This is a genomic window from Burkholderia sp. AW33-5, assembly GCF_053427615.1.
In genome coordinates, this window is the sequence record NZ_JBSAXA010000002.1 from 387,989 (window position 1) to 408,003 (window position 20,015).

Annotated in this window: 22 protein-coding genes; 15 read left to right on the top strand and 7 right to left on the bottom strand. The window is 68.2% G+C overall.

Annotated features, from left to right (window positions below; translation table 11 throughout):
* Positions 1-768: 768 nt before the first annotated feature.
* The 5 genes from ACV22V_RS05255 (at position 769) to ACV22V_RS05275 (ending at position 4,162) form a co-directional block, all read left to right on the top strand.
* Entirely contained in the window at positions 769-1,083 is a 315-nt protein-coding gene (locus ACV22V_RS05255) for a Dabb family protein (RefSeq protein WP_059529737.1), read from the top strand.
* Positions 1,080-1,559, top strand: coding sequence for a PaaI family thioesterase (locus tag ACV22V_RS05260; protein WP_006753420.1), 480 nt, complete (start codon positions 1,080-1,082; stop codon positions 1,557-1,559). Before ACV22V_RS05255 ends, ACV22V_RS05260 begins: the two co-directional genes overlap by 4 nt.
* Before the next feature lie 108 nt (positions 1,560-1,667).
* Positions 1,668-2,666, top strand: a complete 999-nt coding sequence (locus ACV22V_RS05265) for an NADP-dependent oxidoreductase (RefSeq protein WP_448013189.1) — start codon at positions 1,668-1,670, stop codon at positions 2,664-2,666.
* 61 nt (positions 2,667-2,727) lie between these two features.
* Positions 2,728-3,687, top strand: a complete 960-nt coding sequence (locus ACV22V_RS05270; RefSeq protein WP_059529743.1) for an alpha/beta hydrolase — start codon at positions 2,728-2,730, stop codon at positions 3,685-3,687.
* Between the two features lie 34 nt (positions 3,688-3,721).
* On the top strand, positions 3,722-4,162 hold the full coding sequence (locus ACV22V_RS05275) for a GNAT family N-acetyltransferase (RefSeq protein WP_448013190.1): 441 nt from the start codon (positions 3,722-3,724) through the stop codon (positions 4,160-4,162).
* 19 nt (positions 4,163-4,181) lie between these two features.
* Here ACV22V_RS05275 and ACV22V_RS05280 read toward each other — a convergent pair whose 3' ends face one another.
* Together ACV22V_RS05280 and ygfZ are read right to left on the bottom strand one after the other, a co-directional pair.
* Entirely contained in the window at positions 4,182-5,027 is an 846-nt protein-coding gene (locus tag ACV22V_RS05280; RefSeq protein WP_448013191.1) for an NRDE family protein, read from the bottom strand.
* Between the two features lie 76 nt (positions 5,028-5,103).
* Positions 5,104-6,138, bottom strand: coding sequence for a CAF17-like 4Fe-4S cluster assembly/insertion protein YgfZ (gene ygfZ, locus ACV22V_RS05285; RefSeq protein ID WP_059529752.1), 1,035 nt, complete (start codon positions 6,136-6,138; stop codon positions 5,104-5,106).
* A 77-nt stretch (positions 6,139-6,215) separates the two neighbouring features.
* Here ygfZ and mltG point away from each other — a divergent pair, with 77 nt between their 5' ends.
* The 9 genes from mltG to ACV22V_RS05330 all read left to right on the top strand — a co-directional run bounded on the left by mltG (position 6,216) and on the right by ACV22V_RS05330 (position 14,833).
* Positions 6,216-7,235 (top strand): endolytic transglycosylase MltG, encoded by a 1,020-nt coding sequence (mltG, locus tag ACV22V_RS05290; RefSeq protein WP_059698542.1) that lies wholly within the window; start codon positions 6,216-6,218, stop codon positions 7,233-7,235.
* Positions 7,235-7,855, top strand: coding sequence for a dTMP kinase (gene tmk, locus ACV22V_RS05295; RefSeq protein ID WP_059529758.1), 621 nt, complete (start codon positions 7,235-7,237; stop codon positions 7,853-7,855). The genes mltG and tmk overlap by 1 nt, the downstream gene beginning before the upstream one ends.
* An 18-nt stretch (positions 7,856-7,873) precedes the next feature.
* Complete coding sequence (locus tag ACV22V_RS05300) at positions 7,874-8,902, top strand: DNA polymerase III subunit delta' (RefSeq protein WP_059529761.1); 1,029 nt, start codon at positions 7,874-7,876, stop codon at positions 8,900-8,902.
* 79 nt (positions 8,903-8,981) lie between these two features.
* On the top strand, positions 8,982-9,761 hold the full coding sequence (locus tag ACV22V_RS05305; RefSeq protein WP_059529764.1) for a TatD family hydrolase: 780 nt from the start codon (positions 8,982-8,984) through the stop codon (positions 9,759-9,761).
* Between the two features lie 43 nt (positions 9,762-9,804).
* Positions 9,805-10,515 (top strand): ankyrin repeat domain-containing protein, encoded by a 711-nt coding sequence (locus ACV22V_RS05310; RefSeq protein WP_059529767.1) that lies wholly within the window; start codon positions 9,805-9,807, stop codon positions 10,513-10,515.
* A gap of 120 nt (positions 10,516-10,635) precedes the next feature.
* The gene (locus tag ACV22V_RS05315) at positions 10,636-10,992 is read left to right on the top strand and encodes a Rap1a/Tai family immunity protein (RefSeq protein ID WP_006755340.1); all 357 of its coding nucleotides are present in this window, start codon (positions 10,636-10,638) and stop codon (positions 10,990-10,992) included.
* Positions 10,993-11,088: 96 nt separating this feature from the next.
* Complete coding sequence (locus tag ACV22V_RS05320) at positions 11,089-12,261, top strand: mechanosensitive ion channel family protein (RefSeq protein ID WP_059529770.1); 1,173 nt, start codon at positions 11,089-11,091, stop codon at positions 12,259-12,261.
* A 33-nt stretch (positions 12,262-12,294) separates the two neighbouring features.
* Positions 12,295-13,470 carry an AAA family ATPase gene (locus ACV22V_RS05325; protein ID WP_059693302.1) on the top strand — a complete coding sequence of 392 codons (1,176 nt, stop codon included), beginning with the start codon at positions 12,295-12,297 and terminating at the stop codon, positions 13,468-13,470.
* A gap of 298 nt (positions 13,471-13,768) precedes the next feature.
* Positions 13,769-14,833 carry a glycosyltransferase family 4 protein gene (locus tag ACV22V_RS05330; RefSeq protein WP_059529776.1) on the top strand — a complete coding sequence of 355 codons (1,065 nt, stop codon included), beginning with the start codon at positions 13,769-13,771 and terminating at the stop codon, positions 14,831-14,833.
* Positions 14,834-14,932: 99 nt separating this feature from the next.
* Here the strand turns inward: ACV22V_RS05330 and ACV22V_RS05335 are convergent, their stop codons facing one another.
* The 3 genes from ACV22V_RS05335 to ACV22V_RS05345 form a co-directional block, all read right to left on the bottom strand.
* Entirely contained in the window at positions 14,933-15,520 is a 588-nt protein-coding gene (locus tag ACV22V_RS05335) for a BPSL1445 family SYLF domain-containing lipoprotein (protein ID WP_059449922.1), read from the bottom strand.
* 226 nt (positions 15,521-15,746) lie between these two features.
* Positions 15,747-16,208 carry a hypothetical protein gene (locus tag ACV22V_RS05340; protein ID WP_059464355.1) on the bottom strand — a complete coding sequence of 154 codons (462 nt, stop codon included), beginning with the start codon at positions 16,206-16,208 and terminating at the stop codon, positions 15,747-15,749.
* Positions 16,209-16,525: 317 nt separating this feature from the next.
* Positions 16,526-16,816: a PsiF family protein gene (locus tag ACV22V_RS05345; protein ID WP_044843641.1), complete on the bottom strand. Its 291-nt coding sequence runs from the start codon at positions 16,814-16,816 to the stop codon at positions 16,526-16,528.
* 271 nt (positions 16,817-17,087) lie between these two features.
* Here ACV22V_RS05345 and ACV22V_RS05350 point away from each other — a divergent pair, with 271 nt between their 5' ends.
* Positions 17,088-18,110 carry an asparaginase gene (locus ACV22V_RS05350; protein ID WP_059817606.1) on the top strand — a complete coding sequence of 341 codons (1,023 nt, stop codon included), beginning with the start codon at positions 17,088-17,090 and terminating at the stop codon, positions 18,108-18,110.
* Between the two features lie 83 nt (positions 18,111-18,193).
* Here ACV22V_RS05350 and lysM read toward each other — a convergent pair whose 3' ends face one another.
* Both lysM and ACV22V_RS05360 read right to left on the bottom strand, forming a co-directional pair.
* Complete coding sequence (lysM, locus tag ACV22V_RS05355; RefSeq protein WP_021162125.1) at positions 18,194-18,664, bottom strand: peptidoglycan-binding protein LysM; 471 nt, start codon at positions 18,662-18,664, stop codon at positions 18,194-18,196.
* Between the two features lie 456 nt (positions 18,665-19,120).
* Positions 19,121-20,014, bottom strand: coding sequence for a 2-hydroxy-3-oxopropionate reductase (locus tag ACV22V_RS05360; protein WP_059693297.1), 894 nt, complete (start codon positions 20,012-20,014; stop codon positions 19,121-19,123).
* Position 20,015: the final 1 nt, after the last annotated feature.

Here is a 20,015-nt window from a genome sequence, read left to right on the forward strand (position 1 = left end):
TCGCGTGATGCTCGGGGGGCGAATTGAACGGTATTAATCGAATGGACGATCAATGCCGAAAAGTGAAGGCAAAAGGACGCGCCGCCCGTTTTGATGCGGGTGTAGTCACTGGAGAAAGCCTTCGCGAAGGCGAAGGGCGATGTTCGTGCGGTTCTGAAAAATCAGACGAAAGACGTTGTATGGGATTCTAAATTTCGATGAAAGTCAAAGTCAATGATGTTTTATGGATTTTTGAATATTTAATTACCTGTTAAATCGCAATTATTACCCGACTAATCGGTAAAAACTGCGACTATGAAAATATGAATAACGAATCCGGATAACGATCGATCAAATGGTTGGCAATGGCGCTTCAATCCGGCGATCCGGCGATTGATGCCGGACCGGAGCCGAGCCAATCGCGACGTGAAGCCGGGCGATTCGGCCGAGCAATGCGCGTTCCTGCCATTCGGCCGCAGACGGACGCCATTGCCGCCGCACGCCAACCGATGCGGGCTGCCCGCTGCATGATCACCCCATCGCGGTCGTCAAGTTTGGTAGGCTTGGTGCCTGCCGCCGTTTCCCGGATCGCGTCGTCGAATATCGATGCGGTGAAAAATCGCGTATCGTCGTCGGAACGACCGGACGACGGTCGATATTCGACCCGTTTCGTCCCGGCCCGCCCGCGCCAGCGGGCAAACAGCGCAGACCGACAACAGACGGGGTGCGTCGCCCGCCGCCCCAGCGGCGCGCCGGCAGCACGCACGCCAACGAACAGGAGCAACGGAAGTGATCAGACATATCGTGATGTGGAAGCTGAAGGAATCGGCGGAAGGCGGCACGCGTGCGCAAAACGCGTTGAAGCTGAAGGAAAAGCTCGAAGGCTGCCGCGACCTCGTGCCGGGCATCCTGCAACTCGACGTCGGCATCGCGACGCCGGGCCTGGAGGCCACGTCGGACGTCGTGCTCGTGTCCGATTTCACGGACCAGGCCGCGCTCGATGCGTACCAGGTGCACCCGGTTCACCAGGAAGTGAAGAAATTCGTCGTTGCCGTGGCCGAATCGCGCCAGTGCGTCGACTACCTGTCCGACAGCGCACGATGAGCGACGCGGCATCCCCGACGGACGGCCCGTCGATCGAAAGCCCGTTCGTCGATCTGCTCGGCGTGCGGCTCGTGTCCGCGAAGGATGGCGCGAGCGAGATCGTGCTGCCGCTCGACGAGCGGCACATGAACACGTGGAGCATCGCGCACGGCGGCGTGACGATGACGCTGTCGGACATCGCGCTCGCGATGGCCGCCCGGAGCCTGACCGACGACGGCGTCGGCGTCGTCACGGTCGAGATGAAGGTGAATTTCATGCAGCCCGGGCGCGGCGAGTTGCGCGCATACGGACGCGTGATGCATCGTTCGACGACGATGGCGTACTGCGAAGGTGAAGTGCGCGACAGCGACGGCAACTTCGTCGCGAAGGCGCTCGGCACGTTCAAGTACATGCGGCGGCTCGCGGTCGGCCGCGACATCAAGCGGCAACGCACGCGCACGGCGCCGGATGCCCAGCCCGGCCCGAGCGACGCGTAAGCGCCGGAATGCGCGGCCCTGCCAGGTTACGGGCAGGGCCGTTTTGTTTTGCGGCACGGATTCGCAGCGGGCCCGCGTCACGCTGCGAACGCAGCCAAGGAGGCAGCCATGAACACGATCAATCGCCAGATTCTGCTCGTGTCCCGCCCGCAAGGCGCCGCGAGCGCCGACAACTTCCGGCTCGTCGAAACGCCGCTCGTGCCGCTCGCCGACGGCGAGCTGCGGGTCCGCAACCATTTCCTGTCGCTCGATCCGTACATGCGCGGACGCATGAACGACGCAAAGTCGTACGCGGTGCCGCAGCCGCTGAACGAAGTGATGATCGGCGGCACGGCGGGCGAGGTGATCGAATCGCGTCACCCGGATTTCGCTGTCGGCGAGCACGTGGTCGGCCAGTTCGGCTGGCAGGAATACGGCACGTCGAACGGCAACGGGCTGCGCAAGGTGGACACGTCGCGGGTGCCGCTGTCCGCCTGGCTCGGCGTGACCGGCATGCCGGGCGTGACGGCGTGGGTCGGGCTGAACCGGATCATCGCGCCGAAAGCCGGCGAAACGATCGTCGTCAGCGCGGCGAGCGGGGCGGTCGGCAGCGTCGTCGGCCAGCTCGCGAAGCGCGCCGGATGCCGCGCGGTCGGTATCGCGGGCGGCCCCGACAAGTGCCGCTACGTGGTCGACACGCTCGGCTTCGACGCGTGCGTCGACTATAAGGCCGGCCGGCTGGCCGACGATCTGGCCGCCGCGACGCCGGACGGCGTCGACGGCTGTTTCGAGAACGTCGGCGGCGCCGTGCTCGACACGACGATGACGCGGATGAACGCATTCGGCCGGATCGCCGTGTGCGGGATGATCGCCGGCTACGACGGCGCGCCCGTGCCGCTCGCGAATCCGGGCCTGATCCTGCGTTCGCGGCTGACGATGCAGGGCTTCATCGTGTTCGAATATCCCGACGCATGGCCGCCCGCGCTGGCGGAACTCAGCGAGCTCGTCGCGACGAAGCAGCTGCATTACCGCGAGACGATCGCATACGGACTCGAGCGGGCGCCGGACGCGTTCCTCGGGCTCCTGAAAGGCCGCAATTTCGGCAAGCAGCTCGTGCAGCTCGTCTGATCCGCGCGTGGCATCATGTGACGCTTGTCCGTTCACGGCGCCGCATGCGCCGTCCTCACCGATGCCGCTGAATCCGAAGATCGCCCAGATACTCGACATGGTCGAGCGCGCGAAACGCCCGTCCTATCACCACCAGACGCCGCAGCAGGCGCGCGCCGCGTACGAGAAGAGCGCGCCGATCCTCGATGTCGCGCCCGCGCCGATGCATTCGGTCGAGGCCTGCGTCGTGCCGACGCGCGATGGCCGCACGATCGGCGCGCGGCTGTACCTGCCGGTTGAGCCGAGCCTCGCCGAACCGCTGCCGGCGTTCGTCTATTACCACGGCGGCGGTTTCACGGTCGGCAGCGTCGACACGCACGACGCGCTGTGCCGCATGTTCGCGCGCGACGCGCAGTGCGCGGTGCTGTCGGTCGACTACCGGCTCGCGCCCGAGCACCGGTTCCCGACCGCGGTGAACGACGCCGACGACGCATTGCGCTGGCTGCATCGCGAGGCCGCCGCGTTCGGCATCGATGCGGCGCGGCTCGCGGTCGGTGGCGACAGCGCGGGCGGCACGCTCGCGACCGTCTGCGCGGTGCTCGCGCGCGACGCGGGCATCGACCTTGCGCTGCAGCTGCTGATCTATCCGGGCGTGACGGGCTACCAGGACACCGAATCGCACGGACGGCTCGCGAACGGCTACCTGCTGACGCAGGACACGATCCAGTGGTTCTTCACGCAATACGTGCGGGATCGATCCGACCGCGACGACTGGCGCTTCGCGCCGCTCGACGGCACGCGCGGCGCGCCGTCGTTCGCCGGTGTGGCCCCGGCCTGGATCGCGACGGCCGAATACGACCCGCTGAGCGACGAGGGCGCCGCGTACGCGGACAAGCTGCGCGCGGCCGGCAATGCGGTTACGCTGGTCTGCTATCCGGGGATGATCCACGAGTTCTTCAAGATGGGCGGCTACGTGCCGGAGGTGCGGGCCGCGCATGCCGACGCGGTGGCGGCGCTCAAGGCCGCATTCGACGACGTTTGACGGCGGCGGCGCCCGGCGCCGCGCGGAGGAAGCGATGACCGACGGCTGGGTGGAAACGGGTGACTGGGTCGTGCTGGGCGGCGATGCCGCACGTATTCGCGATGCGGTGTTCGTGCGCGAGCAGCGGATTCCGCCGGAATGGGAGCTCGACGACGAGGATCCGCTGTCGCTGCACGCGGTGGCTTACCGGGTCGATGCGGCGACCGGCGCGCGCCGCGCGGTCGCGACGGGACGGCTGCTGCGCACCGGCACGATCGGCCGCGTCGCGGTGCTGGCCGACGCGCGCGGGCAGGGCGCGGGATCGGCCGTGCTCCATGCGCTGCTGGATGCGGCGCGGCATCGCGGCGAGCCGGTCGTGCGGCTCTACGCGCAGGATGCCGCGGTGTCGTTCTACGCGCGGCACGGCTTCGCGGCGATCGGCGAACCGTTCGTCGAAATCGGCGTGCCGCACGTCGAGATGGCGCGCGCGCCCTAGTGCCGCGCGGGCGGCAGGCTCAGCGCGGTTGCGTCGCGTCGATGTCGAACGTGAACGCGCGCTCGAAACTGCCCGGGCGAACGGTGCGGTGCGAGCCGTCGTCGTCGCAGCGTTCCTTGATGTCGACCGTCAGCCGCACGCCTTCCTTCATCGTCACGCGCAGCGCGGTCGTGCCGCGCGTGCCGTATTCGGGCGTCTCGATGAACGCAGCCGACAGCGCCCGCTCGCGCTCGACCGGAATGCCGGTATGCGGCAGCGCGTCGTCGTCCGCGACATGCGGATCGCGCATCAGATCGATCAGCTCGTCGAGCGACGGAGTCGGGTTGTCGGTCAGCAGCGTGCCGAGTTCGGCGCGCTTGCGCACGACTTTCGGCCAGGGCGTATCGAGCCGCGCGTTCGACAGCGCATGCACGCCGGCGCCGATCGAGATCGGCGCGGCGATCCCGGTTTCACCTTCGGCCGCGCGATTGCAGAGCCACGCGAGTTCGCGCCGCTTCCAGTCGCCGACCAGCAGGTTGAAGCCGTTGTAGACAGCCGCGTGCTCGGCCAGCTCGCCGAGGTAGTCGAGCGGCGCGACGGACGGGCCGCGGAGGAAATCGGACACGAGCTTGCCGCGGGTCGGCGCGCCCGCGCGAATGTCGAACGGCGCGCGGTAATTGGTCAGCGCCGCGAAGCGGCCGTCGCGCGACACGCCGAGCCACGTGCCGCCCGCTTCGAGATCGCGGCCGGCGAGCACGCCCGGCACATCCTCCCACCACGAAAGCGGCGCACTCGTGCGGCGAAAGAATTCGTCGCGGTTGGCGGTCAGGGTAAAGACGGGACCGGCGGCGGCATCAGGCTGCCAGTCGAAGGCAATCAGACACATCGGGCGAATCTCTCGCAGGAAACGTCGGGCGCCGGCCGCCATGTGCGCGCCGGCGTGCGAACGGGTTGTCAGTGCGTCACGCTTCCGTCGGCCATGCGTACGGCAGCGCGTCGAACGCGAGCGCCGGACCGTCGGCCGCACCGAGGTGCACCGTGCCGTTGTCGAGCGCGGCCAGCTTGATCTCGACGAGCGCGTCGACGCCGCCCGCGGGCGCGGCCGCCGCGTTGACGATCATCCCGCACGGCTGGCCCGGGTCGTCGCTGTGGAACAGCTCGACGCCGGCATGCACGGTGTCGGTCTCGCCGACGACGTGCGCGAGCGCGGTACGGCGCTTGATCGTGCCGCGGTACTGGCTGCGCGCGACGATTTCCTGGCCCGGGTAGCACCCCTTGCGGAAGTTAACGGCACCGATCACGTCGAAGTTGACCATCTGCGGCACGAACTGTTCGACGGCCGGCTGCGTGATGCGCGGCTCGCCCGCGCGCACGTCGAGCCAGTCCCACACGGCCGGCGATACGACCGGCAGCGTGCCGGCGAGCGCGGCGAGACGCGCGTCGACTTCCGCGCGCGGCCCGATCCACAGGTAGCGCTTGCGGCCGGCCGCATCCGGCACGCGAATCAGCGCCCCGGCCGGGCCGTCTACCTTCACGTGTACGCCGTCCGGCAGCGCGTCGAAGATGCCCGACAGCGCGTCGCGCACGTCGCCCGCGAAGCCGACCACCGCGAGCGCGTCGCTCGCGTCCGTCAGTTTCGCTTTCGCACGCAGCACGAACATCGACAGCCGTTTCTGCACGGCGGCCTGGACGTCCTTCGAGACGAGCAGGCGCACGCCGTGACCGGCGCGCCACGCGAGGAACGACGCGAGCAGGCGGCCCTTCGGCGAGCAATAGCCGGACAGGCGCGCGCTCGCGGCATCGAGATGCTCGATGTCGTTGGTGAGCTGGCTGTGCAGGAACGTCGCGGCGTCGTCGCCGGCCACGTCGATCACGCCGAACTGCGCGAGCGGCATGCAGGCGCCCGGCGCGTCGAAATCGGCGGCGGACGGGCGGGGGAAAACGGGGAGCGAGACGGATGCGGGCTGGGCAGCCGGTGAAGCGAACGGTGTGCTCATGGAATGAGGGAACAGTCAACCCTGACTTTGACGAAGGCGAGCAAGTATTATATGGGTCTTACCTGAGTCACGTTTCCATGTCCCTACTGAAGAAATGCGCCGCGACTGTCGTGGCGCTGGCCGTCGTTGTGGCCGCTGCCGGCGCGGGCGGCGGGTATTACTGGGCGACCCGGCCGCTGCTGCTGGGTGCCGCGTCGCTCGACGTCACGATCAAGCCGCGCAGCAGCGTGAAGAGCGTCGCGCTGCAGCTCGAGCGCGGCGGCGTCCCGGTCGAGCCGCTCGGCTTCGTCGCGATGACGCGCCTGCTCGGGCTGTCGAGCCGGCTCAAGTCCGGCAACTACGAATTCAAGACCGGCATCACGCCGTACGACGTGCTGCAGAAGATCGCACGGGGCGACGTGAACGAATACGTCGCGACGGTGATCGAAGGCTGGACCTTCAAGCGGATGCGCGCGGAACTCGACGGCAATCCCGATCTCGCGCACGCGACGGCCGGCATGAGCGACGCCGAACTGTTGCGCGCGATCGGGGCGCCGGACAACGCGATCCAGCGCGGCAGCGGCGAGGGGCTGTTCTTCCCCGACACCTACCTGTTCGACAAGGGCACGAGCGATCTGAACATCTACCGGCGTGCGTACCACCTGATGCAGACGCGTCTCGACGAAGCGTGGGCCGCGCGCGTGCCCGGACTGCCGTACAAGACGCCTTACGAAGCGCTGACGATCGCGTCGATCGTCGAAAAGGAAACGGGCCACGCGGCCGATCGCGCGTTCGTCGCGGCGGTGTTCGCGAACCGGCTGCGCATCGGGATGCCGCTGCAGACCGATCCGTCGGTGATCTATGGCCTGGGGGATGCGTACGACGGCCGCCTGCGCAAGCGCGACCTGCAGGCCGACACTCCCTACAATACCTACACGCGCCGCGGGCTGCCCCCGACGCCGATCGCCCTGCCGGGCGTCGCCGCGCTGCAGGCGGCGATCAATCCGGCCCAGACGAGCGCGCTCTATTTCGTCGCGAAGGGCGACGGCACGAGCGTGTTCTCGGACACGCTCGGCGACCACAACAAGGCCGTGGACAAGTACATACGAGGTCAATAATGGCGAGCGGTAAATTCATCACGTTCGAAGGCATCGACGGGGCGGGGAAGACCACCCACCTGCAATGGTTCTGCGAACGCCTCCAGGCCAGGCTGGCCGCGAGCGGCCGGCAGGTCGTCGTGACCCGCGAGCCGGGCGGCACGCAACTGGGCGAGAAGCTGCGCGAAATCCTGCTGAACCAGCCGATGGATCTCGAGACCGAAGCGCTGCTGATGTTCGCCGCGCGCCGCGAGCACCTCGCGCTCGTGATCGAGCCCGCGCTCGCGCGCGGCGATTGGGTCGTGTCAGATCGCTTCACCGACGCCACGTTCGCGTATCAGGGCGGCGGCCGCGGGCTGCCGCGCGACAAGCTCGAGACGCTCGAGCGCTGGGTGCAGGGCGGTTTCCAGCCCGACCTGACGGTGCTGTTCGACGTCGCGCCGCAAGTGGCGAGCGAGCGCCGCGGCGCCGCGCGCATGCCCGACAAGTTCGAAAGCGAGTCGGACGCATTCTTCGCGCGCACCCGCGGCGAATACCTGCGGCGCGCGGAAGAAGCGCCGCATCGCTTCGCGATCGTCGACGCGACGCAGACGATTCCCGAAATCCGCCAGCAGCTCGAACGCGTGCTCGCCGCGCTGTAACACGAAGGAACGCACCACATGATCTATCCGTGGCAGACCGACGACTGGAACCGCCTGCAGCAACTGCGTGCGCAGTGGCCGCATGCGCTGCTGCTGCACGGCCAGGCCGGGATCGGCAAGCTGCAGTTCGCGCAGCATCTCGCGCAGGGCTTCCTGTGCGAGGCGCCGCAGCCGAACGGCGAGCCGTGCGGCACCTGCGCGGCCTGCACGTGGTTCGCGCAGGGCAACCATCCGGACTACCGGATCGTGCTGCCCGAGGCGCTCGCGGGCGAGGCGCCGGGCGTCATCGACGACGCGAAGCCGGCCGACGCGGACGAAGGCGGCAAGAAGACGCGCACGCCGAGCAAGGAAATCAAGATCGAGCAGGTGCGTGCGTTGCTCGACTTCTGCGGGGTCGGTTCGCACCGCGGCGGCGCGCGCGTCGTCGTGCTGTATCCGGCCGAGGCGCTGAACGTCGCCGCGTCGAACGCGCTGCTGAAGACGCTGGAGGAGCCGCCGTCCGGCGTCGTGTTCCTGCTGGTGTCGGCGCGCATCGACCGGCTGCTGCCGACCATCATCAGCCGCTGCCGGCAGTGGCCGATGACCGTGCCGGCGCCCGACGCGGCCGCGGCGTGGCTCGCGGCGCAGGGCATCGGCGATGCGCGCGCGCTGCTCGCCGAGGCCGGCGGCGCGCCGCTCGCCGCGCTGGCGCTCGCGAGCGACGAGAACCGCCCGCTGCGCGATTTCACGCTCGGCCAGCTCGCGGCCGGCGCCGCGTGCGATCCGTTCGCGTGCGGCGAGACGCTGCAGAAGCTGCCGGTGCCGCTGGTGCTCGGCTGGCTGCAGCGCTGGCTGTACGATCTGCTCGCGCAGCGGATGGCGGGCGCGCCGCGCTACTTCCCGATGCAGGCGGCCGCGCTCGCGCGGTGCGCGGAAGGCGTCGACGCGAATGCGTTCGCGCGCTTCATGAAGGCCGTGACGCGCCAGCGGACGGTCGAGAACCATCCGCTCAATGCCCGGCTCGTATTCGAGGAACTGTTTCTCGGTTATCGGGAAATGTTCGCGTGAGCGCGTATTGTTTCCTTCGCGTGAGGAAACGATTGCCGGCGAGCGCATGAGCGCCCGCCAACCGTATTCAGGAACCACGATGTTCGTCGACTCTCACTGCCACATCAATTTCAAGGGTCTCGCCGACCGCCTGCCTGCCGTGCTGGAGAACATGCGCGAGCACGACGTCACGCACGCGCTGTGCGTGTCGGTCGACTTCGAGACGCTGCCCGACGTGCTCGCCATCGCGCAGGCGCACGACAACGTGTACGCTTCGGTCGGCGTGCACCCGGATCACGAGGACGCGCGGGAGCCGACGCTCGCGGAACTGATCGAGCTGGCCGCGCACCCGAAGGTCGTCGCGATCGGCGAGACGGGCCTCGACTACTATCGCCTCGAGGGCCGCTCGATCGCCGACATGGAGTGGCAGCGCGAACGCTTTCGCACGCACATCCGCGCGGCGACCGCGACGATGAAGCCGTTGATCGTCCATACGCGCTCGTCGTCGGAGGACACGCTGCGGATCATGGCCGAGGAGCGCGCGGACGTGCCGGGCGGCGTGATGCACTGCTTCACCGAGCCGTGGCCCGTCGCCGAGCAGGCGCTCGCGCAGAACTTCCATATCTCGCTGTCGGGGATCGTCACGTTCAAGAATGCGACCGACGTGCAGGACGTCGCGCGGCGCGTGCCGCTCGACCGGCTGCTGATCGAAACCGACTCGCCGTACCTCGCGCCGGTGCCGTATCGCGGCAAGCCGAATGAACCTGCGTACGTCAGCCATGTCGGACGCTTTATCGCATCCGAGCGCGGGATTGCCGTCGAGGCGCTCGCCGATGCGACGACACAGAACTTTTTCCGGCTGTTCAAGATCGCCCGCTAACGACGCGCGGCCAGCCGATAACCCAGGGAAGGAGCCCACAACAATGACGAAGCCGACCACATATCTGCCCAAGCGCGCACTCGTCGCCGCCGCGCTCGTCGCGAGCGGCCTCTTCGCCGCCGCCGGCGCGCATGCCGAGTCGCTCGACGCGATCGTCAAGGCGGTCAAGTTCGACGACATCGCCGACATCGGCAAGCAGCTCAAGAGCGGCAAGCTCGATCCGAACACGCTCGCGCCGAACGGCGACCCGATCCTCGTGATCGCCGCGCGCGAGAAGTCCGACAAGGTCGCTGCCGCGATCGCCACGACGCCGAACGTCGACCTCGAGAAGGAAGACAAGGCCGGCGAGAACGCGCTGATGCTCGCGTCGCTGAACGGCGACGTCGGGCTCGTCAAGCTGCTGATCGACAAGGGCGCGGAAGTCAGCAAGAAGGGCTGGGCACCGCTGCACTACGCGGCGACCAACGGCCAGGACGAGGTCGTCAAGATCCTGCTCGACCACGACGCGTATATCGACACCGCATCGCCGAACGGCACGACGCCGCTGATGATGGCCGCGCGCGGGAACCACGCGACGACGGTCAACCTGCTGCTCGACCAGGGTGCCGATCCGCAGGTGAAGAACCAGCTCGGCATCACCGCGCTCGAGTTTGCGAAGCACTACAAGGCGCCGGACGCGATCGACATCCTGAGCAAGCGGACGGTGCGCATCGGTGCGTCGGCGCCGGCAGATGCCCAAAAGAGTGCAAAATGACGGTTTCGGCGCGGTGGCGCAGCGCCCGGACGGCCGGAATCCGGCCATCCGCGGGCGTCCGGCCGCCGCGCCGGTCAGCGCAGCAAGCGGCCCCCGGGCCGCATTGACATAAGGAACACCATGTTGCGGGCTATGTTTTGTGCCGCGGCGTTCGCCGTGCCGTTGTCGGCGGCGGCTTTCACGGGCGCGGATCTCGACCGGCTGTGCGCGAAGACGGACGTCAAGTCGCGGGCGTCGTGCGCGGCCTACATCGAAGGCGCCGCCGATGGCGTCTACAACACGATCGACGCGATCGGCGGCACCACGGGGCCGCGCGTCGGGCAGTATTTCTGCCTGCCGCCCGACATCCGGGCGCAGCAGATGACCGACGCGGTGCGCAAGTACATCGCGGAGAACCCGAAGCTGGCCGACTACAACGCGAGCACCGCGGTGTCGCTCGGTCTCGGCAAGGCGTTCCCGTGCAGGGGCGGCAGCTGATCTGACGCCGCGGCCGGGCGCGCGCGTTGCCCGGACGTCGCCGACGCATCCAGGACGAGGCCGCCGCGCCTCATAACCGAAGCATCCCGGGCGCCGATGATTTCAATCGAGGAATTGCAGCGCATCGCCGATGCGCCATTGCATGCGTGGCTCGGCACGCTGGGCGTGTCGGTCATCGTCGTGCTTGTCGTCGTGATCGTGCACCGTGTCGGCGCACGCATCGTCAAGCGCATCGCGCAACCGTATCCGTTGATGAGCGTGATCCTGCGCTACATCGACAAACCGTCGCTCGTCACGCTCGCGCTGCTCGCGCTCGAGTTCCTGTGGATCCAGGCGGACGAAGGCATGTCGTTCGTGGGCGGGATGCGCACCGCGGCCGCGGTCGGCTCCATCGTGTCGCTGACCTGGCTGCTGGTGCGGCTCGCGGCCGGCGTCGGCGACGCGATCATCCAGGCCCATCCGATGGACGCGGCCGACAATCTCCACGCACGACGCGTCCACACGCAGGCCAAGGTGCTCGTGCGGACCGTCATGGTGCTGATCGTGATCATCGGCACCGGCGCCGCGCTGATGACGTTCCCGAACGTGCGCCAGGTCGGCGCGAGCCTGCTGGCGTCGGCCGGCGTCGCGGGGCTGGTTGCCGGCATCGCCGCGCGGCCGGTGCTCGGCAACCTGATCGCCGGACTGCAGATCGCGCTCACGCAGCCGATCCGGCTCGACGACGTCGTCGTGATCCAGGGCGAGTGGGGCCGCATCGAGGAAATCACGGGCTCGTTCGTGTCGGTGCGGCTGTGGGACCAGCGCCGGCTCGTCGTTCCGCTGCAGTGGATCATCGAAAACCCGTTCACGAACTGGACGCGCAGCAGCTCGGAGATCATCGGCACGGTGTACCTGTCGGTCGACTACCGCACGCCGCTCGCGCCGTTGCGCGAGGAGCTCGCGCGGCTCGTCCATGCGGCGCCCGAGTGGGACGGCCGCGTGCAGGTGCTGCAGGTGACCGACGCGACCGAGCGCACGATGCAGTTGCGCGCGCTCGTCAGCGCGGCCGACTCGTCGGCGTGCTGGGATCTGCGCTGTCGCGTGCGCGAGGGCTTGATCGCCTACCTGCAGGCGCGTTTTCCGCAATGCCTGCCGCGCAGCCGGATGGAGCTGTATCCGCACGATGCGGCGCTGGACGAGCCGAACCCCGAACGGCCGCATGCGCGCCCGCCCGCCGCCAGCACGGCGGCCAACACCGCGGCCGATCCGAAGGCCACCGAAGGCCGCTGAACGCGTGCCGATACCCGCCGCCATTTCCTTTCCATGACCGCGCTGAACACGCTCGCCATCGCCAACTACCGCTCGCTGCGCGAGCTGATCGTGCCGCTCGCGGCGCTCACCGTCGTCACGGGGCCGAACGGCAGCGGCAAGTCGAGCGTGTACCGCGCGCTGCGGCTGCTCGCCGATACGGCGCAGGGGCGCGTGATTCCGTCGCTCGCGCGCGAAGGCGGGCTGCCGTCGACGCTGTGGGCCGGCCCCGAGCGCTTTTCGCGCGCCATGCTGAGCGGCGAAATGCCGGTGACCGGTACGGTGCGCAACGGGCCCGTGAGCCTCAAGCTCGGTTTCGCGGGCGACGATTTCGGTTATGCGATCGATCTCGGCCTGCCGGTCCCGAGCCGTTCGCAGTTCTCGCTCGATCCCGTCGTGAAGCGCGAATGCATCTGGGGCGGCGCGCTGCTGCGCCCGTCGACGCTGCTGGTCGACCGGCAGGGCGCGCAGATTCGCGCGCGCACCGCGTCGGGCGACTGGCGCACGGTGCCGCAGCCGGTCGCGAGCTTCGACAGCATGATGACCGAGTTTGCCGATCCGGTCGGCGCGCCGGAGATGATCGCGGTGCGCGAGCGGATCCGGTCGTGGCGCTTCTACGACCATTTCCGCACCGATGCGCAGGCGCCGGCCCGGCAGTCGCACATTGGCACTCACACGCCGGTGCTCGCGGACGACGGCGCCGACCTGGCCGCCGCGCTGCAGACGATTCGCGAAATCGGGGATGCCGCCGCGCTCGATGCGGCGATCGACGACGCGTTTCCCGGCGCCTCGATCGACATCGACAATCCGGGCGGCCGCGGCCGCTTCGACGTGCTGATGCGCCAGCCGGGGCTGCTTCGGCCATTGTCGGCCGCCGAGCTGTCGGACGGCACGCTGCGCTATCTGCTGCTCGCGGCAGCGCTGCTGACGCCGCGGCCGCCCGCGCTGATGGTGCTGAACGAACCGGAGACGAGCCTGCACCCCGATCTGCTGCCGGCGCTCGGCCGCCTGATCGCGCAGGCCGCGCAACGTTCGCAGGTGCTGGTCGTGTCGCACGCGGCGCGGCTCATCGCGACGCTCGAACGCGAGGCCGGCTGCGAGTCGCTCGTGCTCGACAAGCAGCTCGGCGCGACCGTGCTCGTCGACGCGGATACGCGCGACCTGCCGCCGTGGAAGTGGCCGTCGCGCTGACGGGCGGGGCGGTGTGCGCGGCCCGCCGGCGACAGGCCGTCGGACGGCCGCCGTCGGATGCCCGTCGCCGGATGCCCGTCGCGCCGGTCCAGCCGTCCCGAAGCGGTATGGGCGGCCTGCGGGCGAATGTATCCTGTCTGTAACAACGCCCATAAAATGAAAGCCCGGTGCTTCCGGGCATCGGGATCACGAATAATAATGAGATATTCGGCCGGCGCGATGCCGGCCGCATGCCGCACGCAGCGCGGTGTGCATCTGCCCCCGTGCCGGCCGACCGAGGACACAGGAGACGTGGACCATGAGAATTGCCCAGATCGCCCCGCTGACCGAATCCGTGCCGCCGAAGCTGTACGGCGGCACGGAACGCGTCGTGTCCTACATCACCGAGGCGCTCGTCGACCTCGGCCATGACGTGACGCTGTTCGCCAGTGGCGATTCGACGACCCGGGCCAGGCTCGAACCGGTGTGGCCGCGCGCGTTGCGGCTCGACTCGTCGATCCGCGATCGCGTCGCCCCGCACATGCTGCTGATGGAGACGGTCGCGCGCCGCGCGAAGGATTTCGACGTGCTCCATTTCCACATGGACTACTACTCGTTTTCGGTTTTCAACCGGCAGGACACGCCGTACGTGACGACGCTGCACGGCCGGCTCGACCTGCCGGAGCAGCAACCGGTGTTCGACACGTTCAACACCGCGCCGGTGATCTCGATCTCGAATTCGCAGCGCCAGCCGCTGCCGCAGGCGAAATGGCTGACGACCGTGTACCACGGGCTGCCCGACGCACTGTACCTGCCGCAGCCCGTCGAGCCGCGCTATCTCGCGTTCCTCGGCCGCATCTCGCCGGAGAAGCGGGTCGACACGGCGATCCGCATCGCACGCCAGTGCGGGCTGCCGATCCGGATCGCAGCGAAGATCGACGCGGCGGACCAGGAATACTTCGAACGCGAGATCAAGCCGCTGTTCGCCCTCCCGCACGTCGAATACATCGGCGAGATCGCCGACCATCAGAAGGCCGAATTCCTGTCGGGCGCGCATGCGCTGCTGTTTCCGATCGACTGGCCGGAGCCGTTCGGGCTGGTGATGATCGAGGCGATGTCGTGTGGCACGCCGGTGATCGCGTTCAATCGCGGCGCGGTGCCGGAGGTGCTGGACGAAGGCGTGTCGGGCTTCATCGTCGAAGACGAAATCAGCGCGGTGGCCGCCGTGAACCGGCTGCACCTGCTGCCGCGCGCACGCGTGCGGCAGCGCTTCGAGGAGCGCTTCACGTCGCGGCGGATGGCGCAGCAGTATGTCGACGTGTACCAGTCGCTGATTCGCGCGCAGAAGCGCTCGCGCTTCAAGGTGATCGATTCGACGACCTGACGCGTCACGCGCGCGGATAAAAAAACGGCGATGCCCGCAAGGACATCGCCGTTTGTACATCGCCCGCGCGCGGTGCGCACGGGCGAGGACGCCTCGGCGTCAGATCTTCAGCTTCGTGACCTTCGTGCCGTTGATCGACACGTCGCCCATCAGGCCGGCATTGGTCAGCACGATGACCTGGACCGGCGCGGTGGCCGTGGTCGTGTCGACCGCGCCGTTCGCGCCCATCTTCACGAGCGCGACCGATGCACCGGCGCCGGCTGCCCAGCCGTCCGAGCCGCGGAATTCGTCGAGCGCTTCCTGCGTCATGAACAGGAACACGATCGCCTTCGACTGCGCGCCGGCCTGCAGGCCGACCGACAGCGACGACGTGTTGTAGTAGCCGACCGTGCTGCCGCCGACGCGCAGCGCGCCGTTGCCCGTCTGGCCGCCGACGATGAAGCCTGCCTGGATCACGTCCGGGAACACGAGCACGCCGCGCGACTTCGCGACGAGTTCGCGCGAACCCTTGACCGTGGAATACATGCGCGACAGCGTTGCATCGACGCTCGAGTCGATCGCCTGACGCTTCGACGCGTTGGTCGCGGCATTGTCGGGCTTGTCGGGGGTGGTGGTGCAACCGGTGAGCGCAAGGCTGCCGACGATGAGCGCAGCGGCGGCTTTCAGCACAAGGTTCCGTTTTTGCATCGTTCTTCTCCATCGGGTGATGTTCGGAGTGAGTCTCGCTCAAGGAGCGGATCACGTCGGCAGTTATATCACAGTGGATTACAACCCCTTTTCATTCGCGCATGAAAAGGCGTCAAATCGTTTTGGGGTGTCGCGGCGCGCCAACGGACGGACCGGCGCGCGTACGGCGATACGTCGCGCGGCCGGCCGGGGGCGGCAGGAAAACGGAAGGGGGCGTTGCTGCGCGTCAGTGCGGCGTGACGGGCGGTGCCGGCGGGGCGGGCGGCTTGATCGGCGGGCGCCGCAGCGCGCGGCGGATCAGCGCGATCACGACCCCGCACGCGAACAGGAACGCGGCCGGCACGACCCAATAGCCGACGAATGCGTGCCACAGATAACCGGCGAGCGTATTGCGGCGCACCACGTATTCGTCCCGGGCCGCTTGCTGACGTGCCGCGTTGGCGGCCAGCACGTCGGCCGGGCAACCGGCGGCGCGCGCCGCGTCAGGATCGCCGTGGCACTTCGCGGCGGCGCCTGCCGCCTGCTGTGCATCGGTGAGCTGCCAGGTGGTCAGCGCGAGCTGCAGGTCGGCCTTGTTGTACGCCATTTCCTCGCGGATCTCGCGCACGGCGACGATCGCGACGGGCACGGCCCAGAACACGATCACGATCAGCCAGCGGCGGAACCAGCGGTGTTGTCTCCATGCCATCCATGCCTCCGTTTGACGCGGCGTGCGCGTCTGTCTCGAGGGCGGCCCGATGGCGCTTCTTGTACTTGGGTGGGCCGCGTTGCAGCCATCATAGAAGAAATCGCGGCGAATTGCCGCACCATGTGGCGGCATTCGTACGGCGCGCGGGGGAGTGCGGCGGGAGGGCGGTGGCGCATATGGCGACGGCGGCGATGCCGTCGGCCGGACGGCACGGCGACGCATCCGGCGTCATCGCGCGCGTCGATGCGCGTGCAACGAAAAGAAAAATGCCGCGCCCGCCGAAGCGGTGCGCGGCATTCGCGCGGGAGCGCCGGAACTCAGGCGGCCGGCTGGCTGCTCAGGCAACTCTTCATGAACGCCTTGCGGTCGTCGCCCTTCTTGTCGGCGGCCTGGGTGTTGCAGGCCTTCATCTTTTCCTGCTGCGACATCTTCTTCGCGGGCTTGGCCGACAGGCAGTCCTTCATGAACGCCTTGCGTTCGTCGCCCGTCTTGCCGGCGGCCTGGGTGTTACAGGCCTTCATCTTGTCCTGCTGGCTGTTCGCCGCGAAGGCGGGGGAAGCCAGCATGCCGCCGAGAAGCACTGCGGCTACGAGCGATTGGATTTTCATTTCGACACTCCCATGGGGTGAATTGCGTTTTATATCGACGCCGTCACGAAGCCCGGCGCAACGGAACAGGGTCACATCGCGCCGCGCGCTCCGATTATGGCAAATCAATGTGAAAACACCAAAACGGCATTCCTATAACGCGGCGGGCGGCGTGGCCGTTGACGGCGCGCGCGCGCCGGCCATCGGGACAAACCATGACGCGACGCGTTCGGCTCCGGTCGCGCGCACGTGACCTACCGGATGCCCGCCGCGAGCCATTACAATCGCGGCCATGAATACTCCGAACTCCGCAACTTCTTCGTCCGCGCCGGCGCTGCCGCGCATCGCCGTACTCGCCACCGGCGGCACGATCGCCGGCGCCGCGCCGGACGCCGCCAGCACGGCCGGCTATCAGGCCGGCGCGCTCGGCGTCAATTTCCTGCTCGACGCGGTGCCGGCGCTCGCGTCGGTCGCGCGCATCGATGCCGAGCAGGTCGCCAGCATCGACAGCAAGGATCTCGCGCTGCCGCTGTGGAATACGCTCGCCGCGCGCATCGACGCGCTGATGGCCGATCCGGCGATCGACGGCATCGTGATCACCCACGGTACCGATACGCTCGAGGAAACCGCGTACGCGCTGCATCTGGTCGTGACCGGCGACAAGCCGGTCGTGCTGACGGCCGCGATGCGGCCGGCCACCGCGCTGTCGTCCGACGGGCCGCTGAACCTGCTGAACGCGGTGACGGTCGCCGCTCACCCGGCCGCGCGCGGGCAGGGCGTGCTCGTCGCGTTCAACAATCGGATCCACGGCGCGCGCGACGTCGTGAAGACGAGCACTTACGCGGTCGACGCATTCCAGTCGCCGGAACTGGGCGCGCTCGGCTGGGTGCAGGACGGCCGCGTCGAATTCGCGCGCCGCGTGACGCGTTCGCGCGATGCGCACCTGGCGATCGCGGCCACATGGCCGCCGGTCGAAGTCGTCGCGAGCTATGCGGGCGTGACGCGTACGGCCGTCGACGCGCTCGTTGCGGCCGGCGTGCGCGGCCTCGTCGTCGCGGGCACCGGCAACGGGTCGATCCACGCGACGCTGCAGGCGGCGCTCGCCGATGCGGCGAAAGCGGGTGTCGCCGTGGTGCGTGCGTCGCGCGTCGGCTCGGGGCACGTGATGCGCAACGGCGCCGCGAACGACGACGCGCTCGGTTTCGTGAGCGCCGGGTCGCTGAGCCCGTTCAAGGCACGCGTGCTGCTGATGCTCGCACTCGCGAACGGCATGCACGGGCGCGACGCGCTGCAACGCGCATTCGACACGCTGTGACCGCTGGCCGCCGATCGGGCGGCGCGCATGAAAAAAAGGCAGGCCATCGGCCTGCCTTTTTTGCGTCAGTGCTGCGCGAATGCTCAGGACTGCGGCGGAATCACGAGCTTCTGGCCCGGATAGATCCGGTCCGGGCTCGACAGCATCGGCTTGTTCGCCTCGAAGATCGCCGGGTACTTGTTCGCGTCGCCGTACACTTCCTTGGCGATCGCCGACAGCGTGTCGCCCGGCTTCACGTCGTGGTACTGAACTTCCGGATCGTCCGGCTGCAGATCGTCGTCGTTGACGCCCGCGACGCCTTGCACGTTGCCGGCCGCGACCTTGACCTTCGCCTTCGTGTCGAGGTCGGCGACGCTGCCCGACAGCGTGACGGTGCGCGATGCGCCGTCGAACGCGACGGTCAGGTTCGACGTGTCGAGACCTTGCGTGTTGATGTAGTTCTTGATCGCATCGGCCGCGGTCTGGTTCGCGGCATTCGGATCTTCCGCTGCTTGCGCATCGGCGTGACCCAGCAGTTTTTCACCCGCCTCTTTGATAAACGAAAGAAGACCCATCGCTGCACTCCCTAGGTGGTTGAAAAGAAAACGCGCCGTGAAGTGGCGAAAAAAACACCGCGCTGGGTGCGATCACCGGGGTGAGCGCAGGCGCGGCGGATTTCTCGAAAGGCGTGGCGAAAGTGTAGGCGTTCATCGCGACGATTGCATGAAAAATCGCACGCCCGAACGTAAAGAAATGTAATACGCGAAATCCGACAGGCGGACACCCGACGACGACGTCTGACCGACCAAGGCTTCCCCGGCGTCGCCGGGTGCCGCTGCGGACCCCACCACGCCGCTCTCAGCCCAGAGCGGCGTTTTTCGCCCCGCCGTGCACGCATTTCAGCAATGCGCGGCGGGGCGCCCCACCGTGATGCACGCGCAGGCGCGCATCGATGCGACCGGCCGCAGCCGGATCGCGTGTGTGCGTCGCGCGTTCGCCGTTGCAGCGATACGCGCGTCGTTGCGTCGGCGTTACGCGGCCGGCGTCTGGCCGATCTCGAAGTTCGACATGATCTCGAGCGCACGCACGAGTGCCGAGTGATCCCACGCCTTGCCGCCGTGCGATGCGCACACGCTGAACAGCTGCTGCGCGCTCGCCGTGTGCGGCAGTGCGAGGCCGAGCTTGCGTGCGCCGTCGAGCGCAAGATTCAGGTCCTTCTGATGCAGCTCGATGCGGAAGCCCGGATCGAACGTGCGCTTCGTCATGCGCGCGCCGTGCACTTCGAGGATGCGCGAGGCGGCGAAGCCGCCCATCAGCGCCTGGCGCACGCGCTCCGGATCGGCGCCCGAGCGGGCGGCGAACAGCAGCGCTTCGCCGACCGCTTCGATGTTCAGCGCGACGATGATCTGGTTCGCGACCTTGCAGGTCTGGCCCGCGCCGTTGTCGCCGACGAGCGTGATGTTCTTGCCCATCTTCTCGAACAGCGGCTTCGCGCGCTCGAAGGCCTTCTCCGGGCCGCCGACCATGATCGTCAGCGTCGCTTCGCGGGCGCCGACTTCGCCGCCGGACACCGGCGCGTCGAGGTAGTCGCAGCCGAGCGCGTTGATCTGCTTCGCGAACTCCTGCGTGTCGAGCGGCGAGATCGAGCTCATGTCGATCACGAGCTTGCCGGCCGTCAGACCCTTCGCGACGCCGTCGTCGGCGAACAGCACGTTACGCACGTCGGGCGTGTCCGGCACCATCGAGATGATGATGTCGGCGTTCTGCGCGACTTCGGTCGAGTTCGCGACGACCTTCGCGCTGGCGCGCAGGTCGTCGGGAATCGGGAACGCACCGTTCACGACGAGCTGATGATCGCCCTTGAGCAGGTTGCGCGCCATGTGCGCGCCCATGATGCCGAGGCCGATGAAACCGATGGTTGCCATG

Bases quoted from the DNA above. Each gene is read 5' to 3' on its own strand.
- ACV22V_RS05260 (WP_006753420.1), top strand. From the start codon at position 1,080: ATGAGCGACGCGGCATCCCCGACGGACGGCCCGTCGATCGAAAGCCCG.
- ACV22V_RS05265 (WP_448013189.1), top strand. From the start codon at position 1,668: ATGAACACGATCAATCGCCAGATTCTGCTCGTGTCCCGCCCGCAAGGC.
- ACV22V_RS05270 (WP_059529743.1), top strand. From the start codon at position 2,728: ATGCCGCTGAATCCGAAGATCGCCCAGATACTCGACATGGTCGAGCGC.
- ACV22V_RS05275 (WP_448013190.1), top strand. From the start codon at position 3,722: ATGACCGACGGCTGGGTGGAAACGGGTGACTGGGTCGTGCTGGGCGGC.
- ACV22V_RS05280 (WP_448013191.1), bottom strand. From the start codon at position 5,027: ATGTGTCTGATTGCCTTCGACTGGCAGCCTGATGCCGCCGCCGGTCCC.
- ygfZ (WP_059529752.1), bottom strand. From the start codon at position 6,138: ATGAGCACACCGTTCGCTTCACCGGCTGCCCAGCCCGCATCCGTCTCG.
- mltG (WP_059698542.1), top strand. From the start codon at position 6,216: ATGTCCCTACTGAAGAAATGCGCCGCGACTGTCGTGGCGCTGGCCGTC.
- tmk (WP_059529758.1), top strand. From the start codon at position 7,235: ATGGCGAGCGGTAAATTCATCACGTTCGAAGGCATCGACGGGGCGGGG.
- ACV22V_RS05300 (WP_059529761.1), top strand. From the start codon at position 7,874: ATGATCTATCCGTGGCAGACCGACGACTGGAACCGCCTGCAGCAACTG.
- ACV22V_RS05305 (WP_059529764.1), top strand. From the start codon at position 8,982: ATGTTCGTCGACTCTCACTGCCACATCAATTTCAAGGGTCTCGCCGAC.
- ACV22V_RS05310 (WP_059529767.1), top strand. From the start codon at position 9,805: ATGACGAAGCCGACCACATATCTGCCCAAGCGCGCACTCGTCGCCGCC.
- ACV22V_RS05315 (WP_006755340.1), top strand. From the start codon at position 10,636: ATGTTGCGGGCTATGTTTTGTGCCGCGGCGTTCGCCGTGCCGTTGTCG.
- ACV22V_RS05320 (WP_059529770.1), top strand. From the start codon at position 11,089: ATGATTTCAATCGAGGAATTGCAGCGCATCGCCGATGCGCCATTGCAT.
- ACV22V_RS05325 (WP_059693302.1), top strand. From the start codon at position 12,295: ATGACCGCGCTGAACACGCTCGCCATCGCCAACTACCGCTCGCTGCGC.
- ACV22V_RS05330 (WP_059529776.1), top strand. From the start codon at position 13,769: ATGAGAATTGCCCAGATCGCCCCGCTGACCGAATCCGTGCCGCCGAAG.
- ACV22V_RS05335 (WP_059449922.1), bottom strand. From the start codon at position 15,520: ATGCAAAAACGGAACCTTGTGCTGAAAGCCGCCGCTGCGCTCATCGTC.
- ACV22V_RS05340 (WP_059464355.1), bottom strand. From the start codon at position 16,208: ATGGCATGGAGACAACACCGCTGGTTCCGCCGCTGGCTGATCGTGATC.
- ACV22V_RS05345 (WP_044843641.1), bottom strand. From the start codon at position 16,816: ATGAAAATCCAATCGCTCGTAGCCGCAGTGCTTCTCGGCGGCATGCTG.
- ACV22V_RS05350 (WP_059817606.1), top strand. From the start codon at position 17,088: ATGAATACTCCGAACTCCGCAACTTCTTCGTCCGCGCCGGCGCTGCCG.
- lysM (WP_021162125.1), bottom strand. From the start codon at position 18,664: ATGGGTCTTCTTTCGTTTATCAAAGAGGCGGGTGAAAAACTGCTGGGT.
- ACV22V_RS05360 (WP_059693297.1), bottom strand. From the start codon at position 20,014: ATGGCAACCATCGGTTTCATCGGCCTCGGCATCATGGGCGCGCACATG.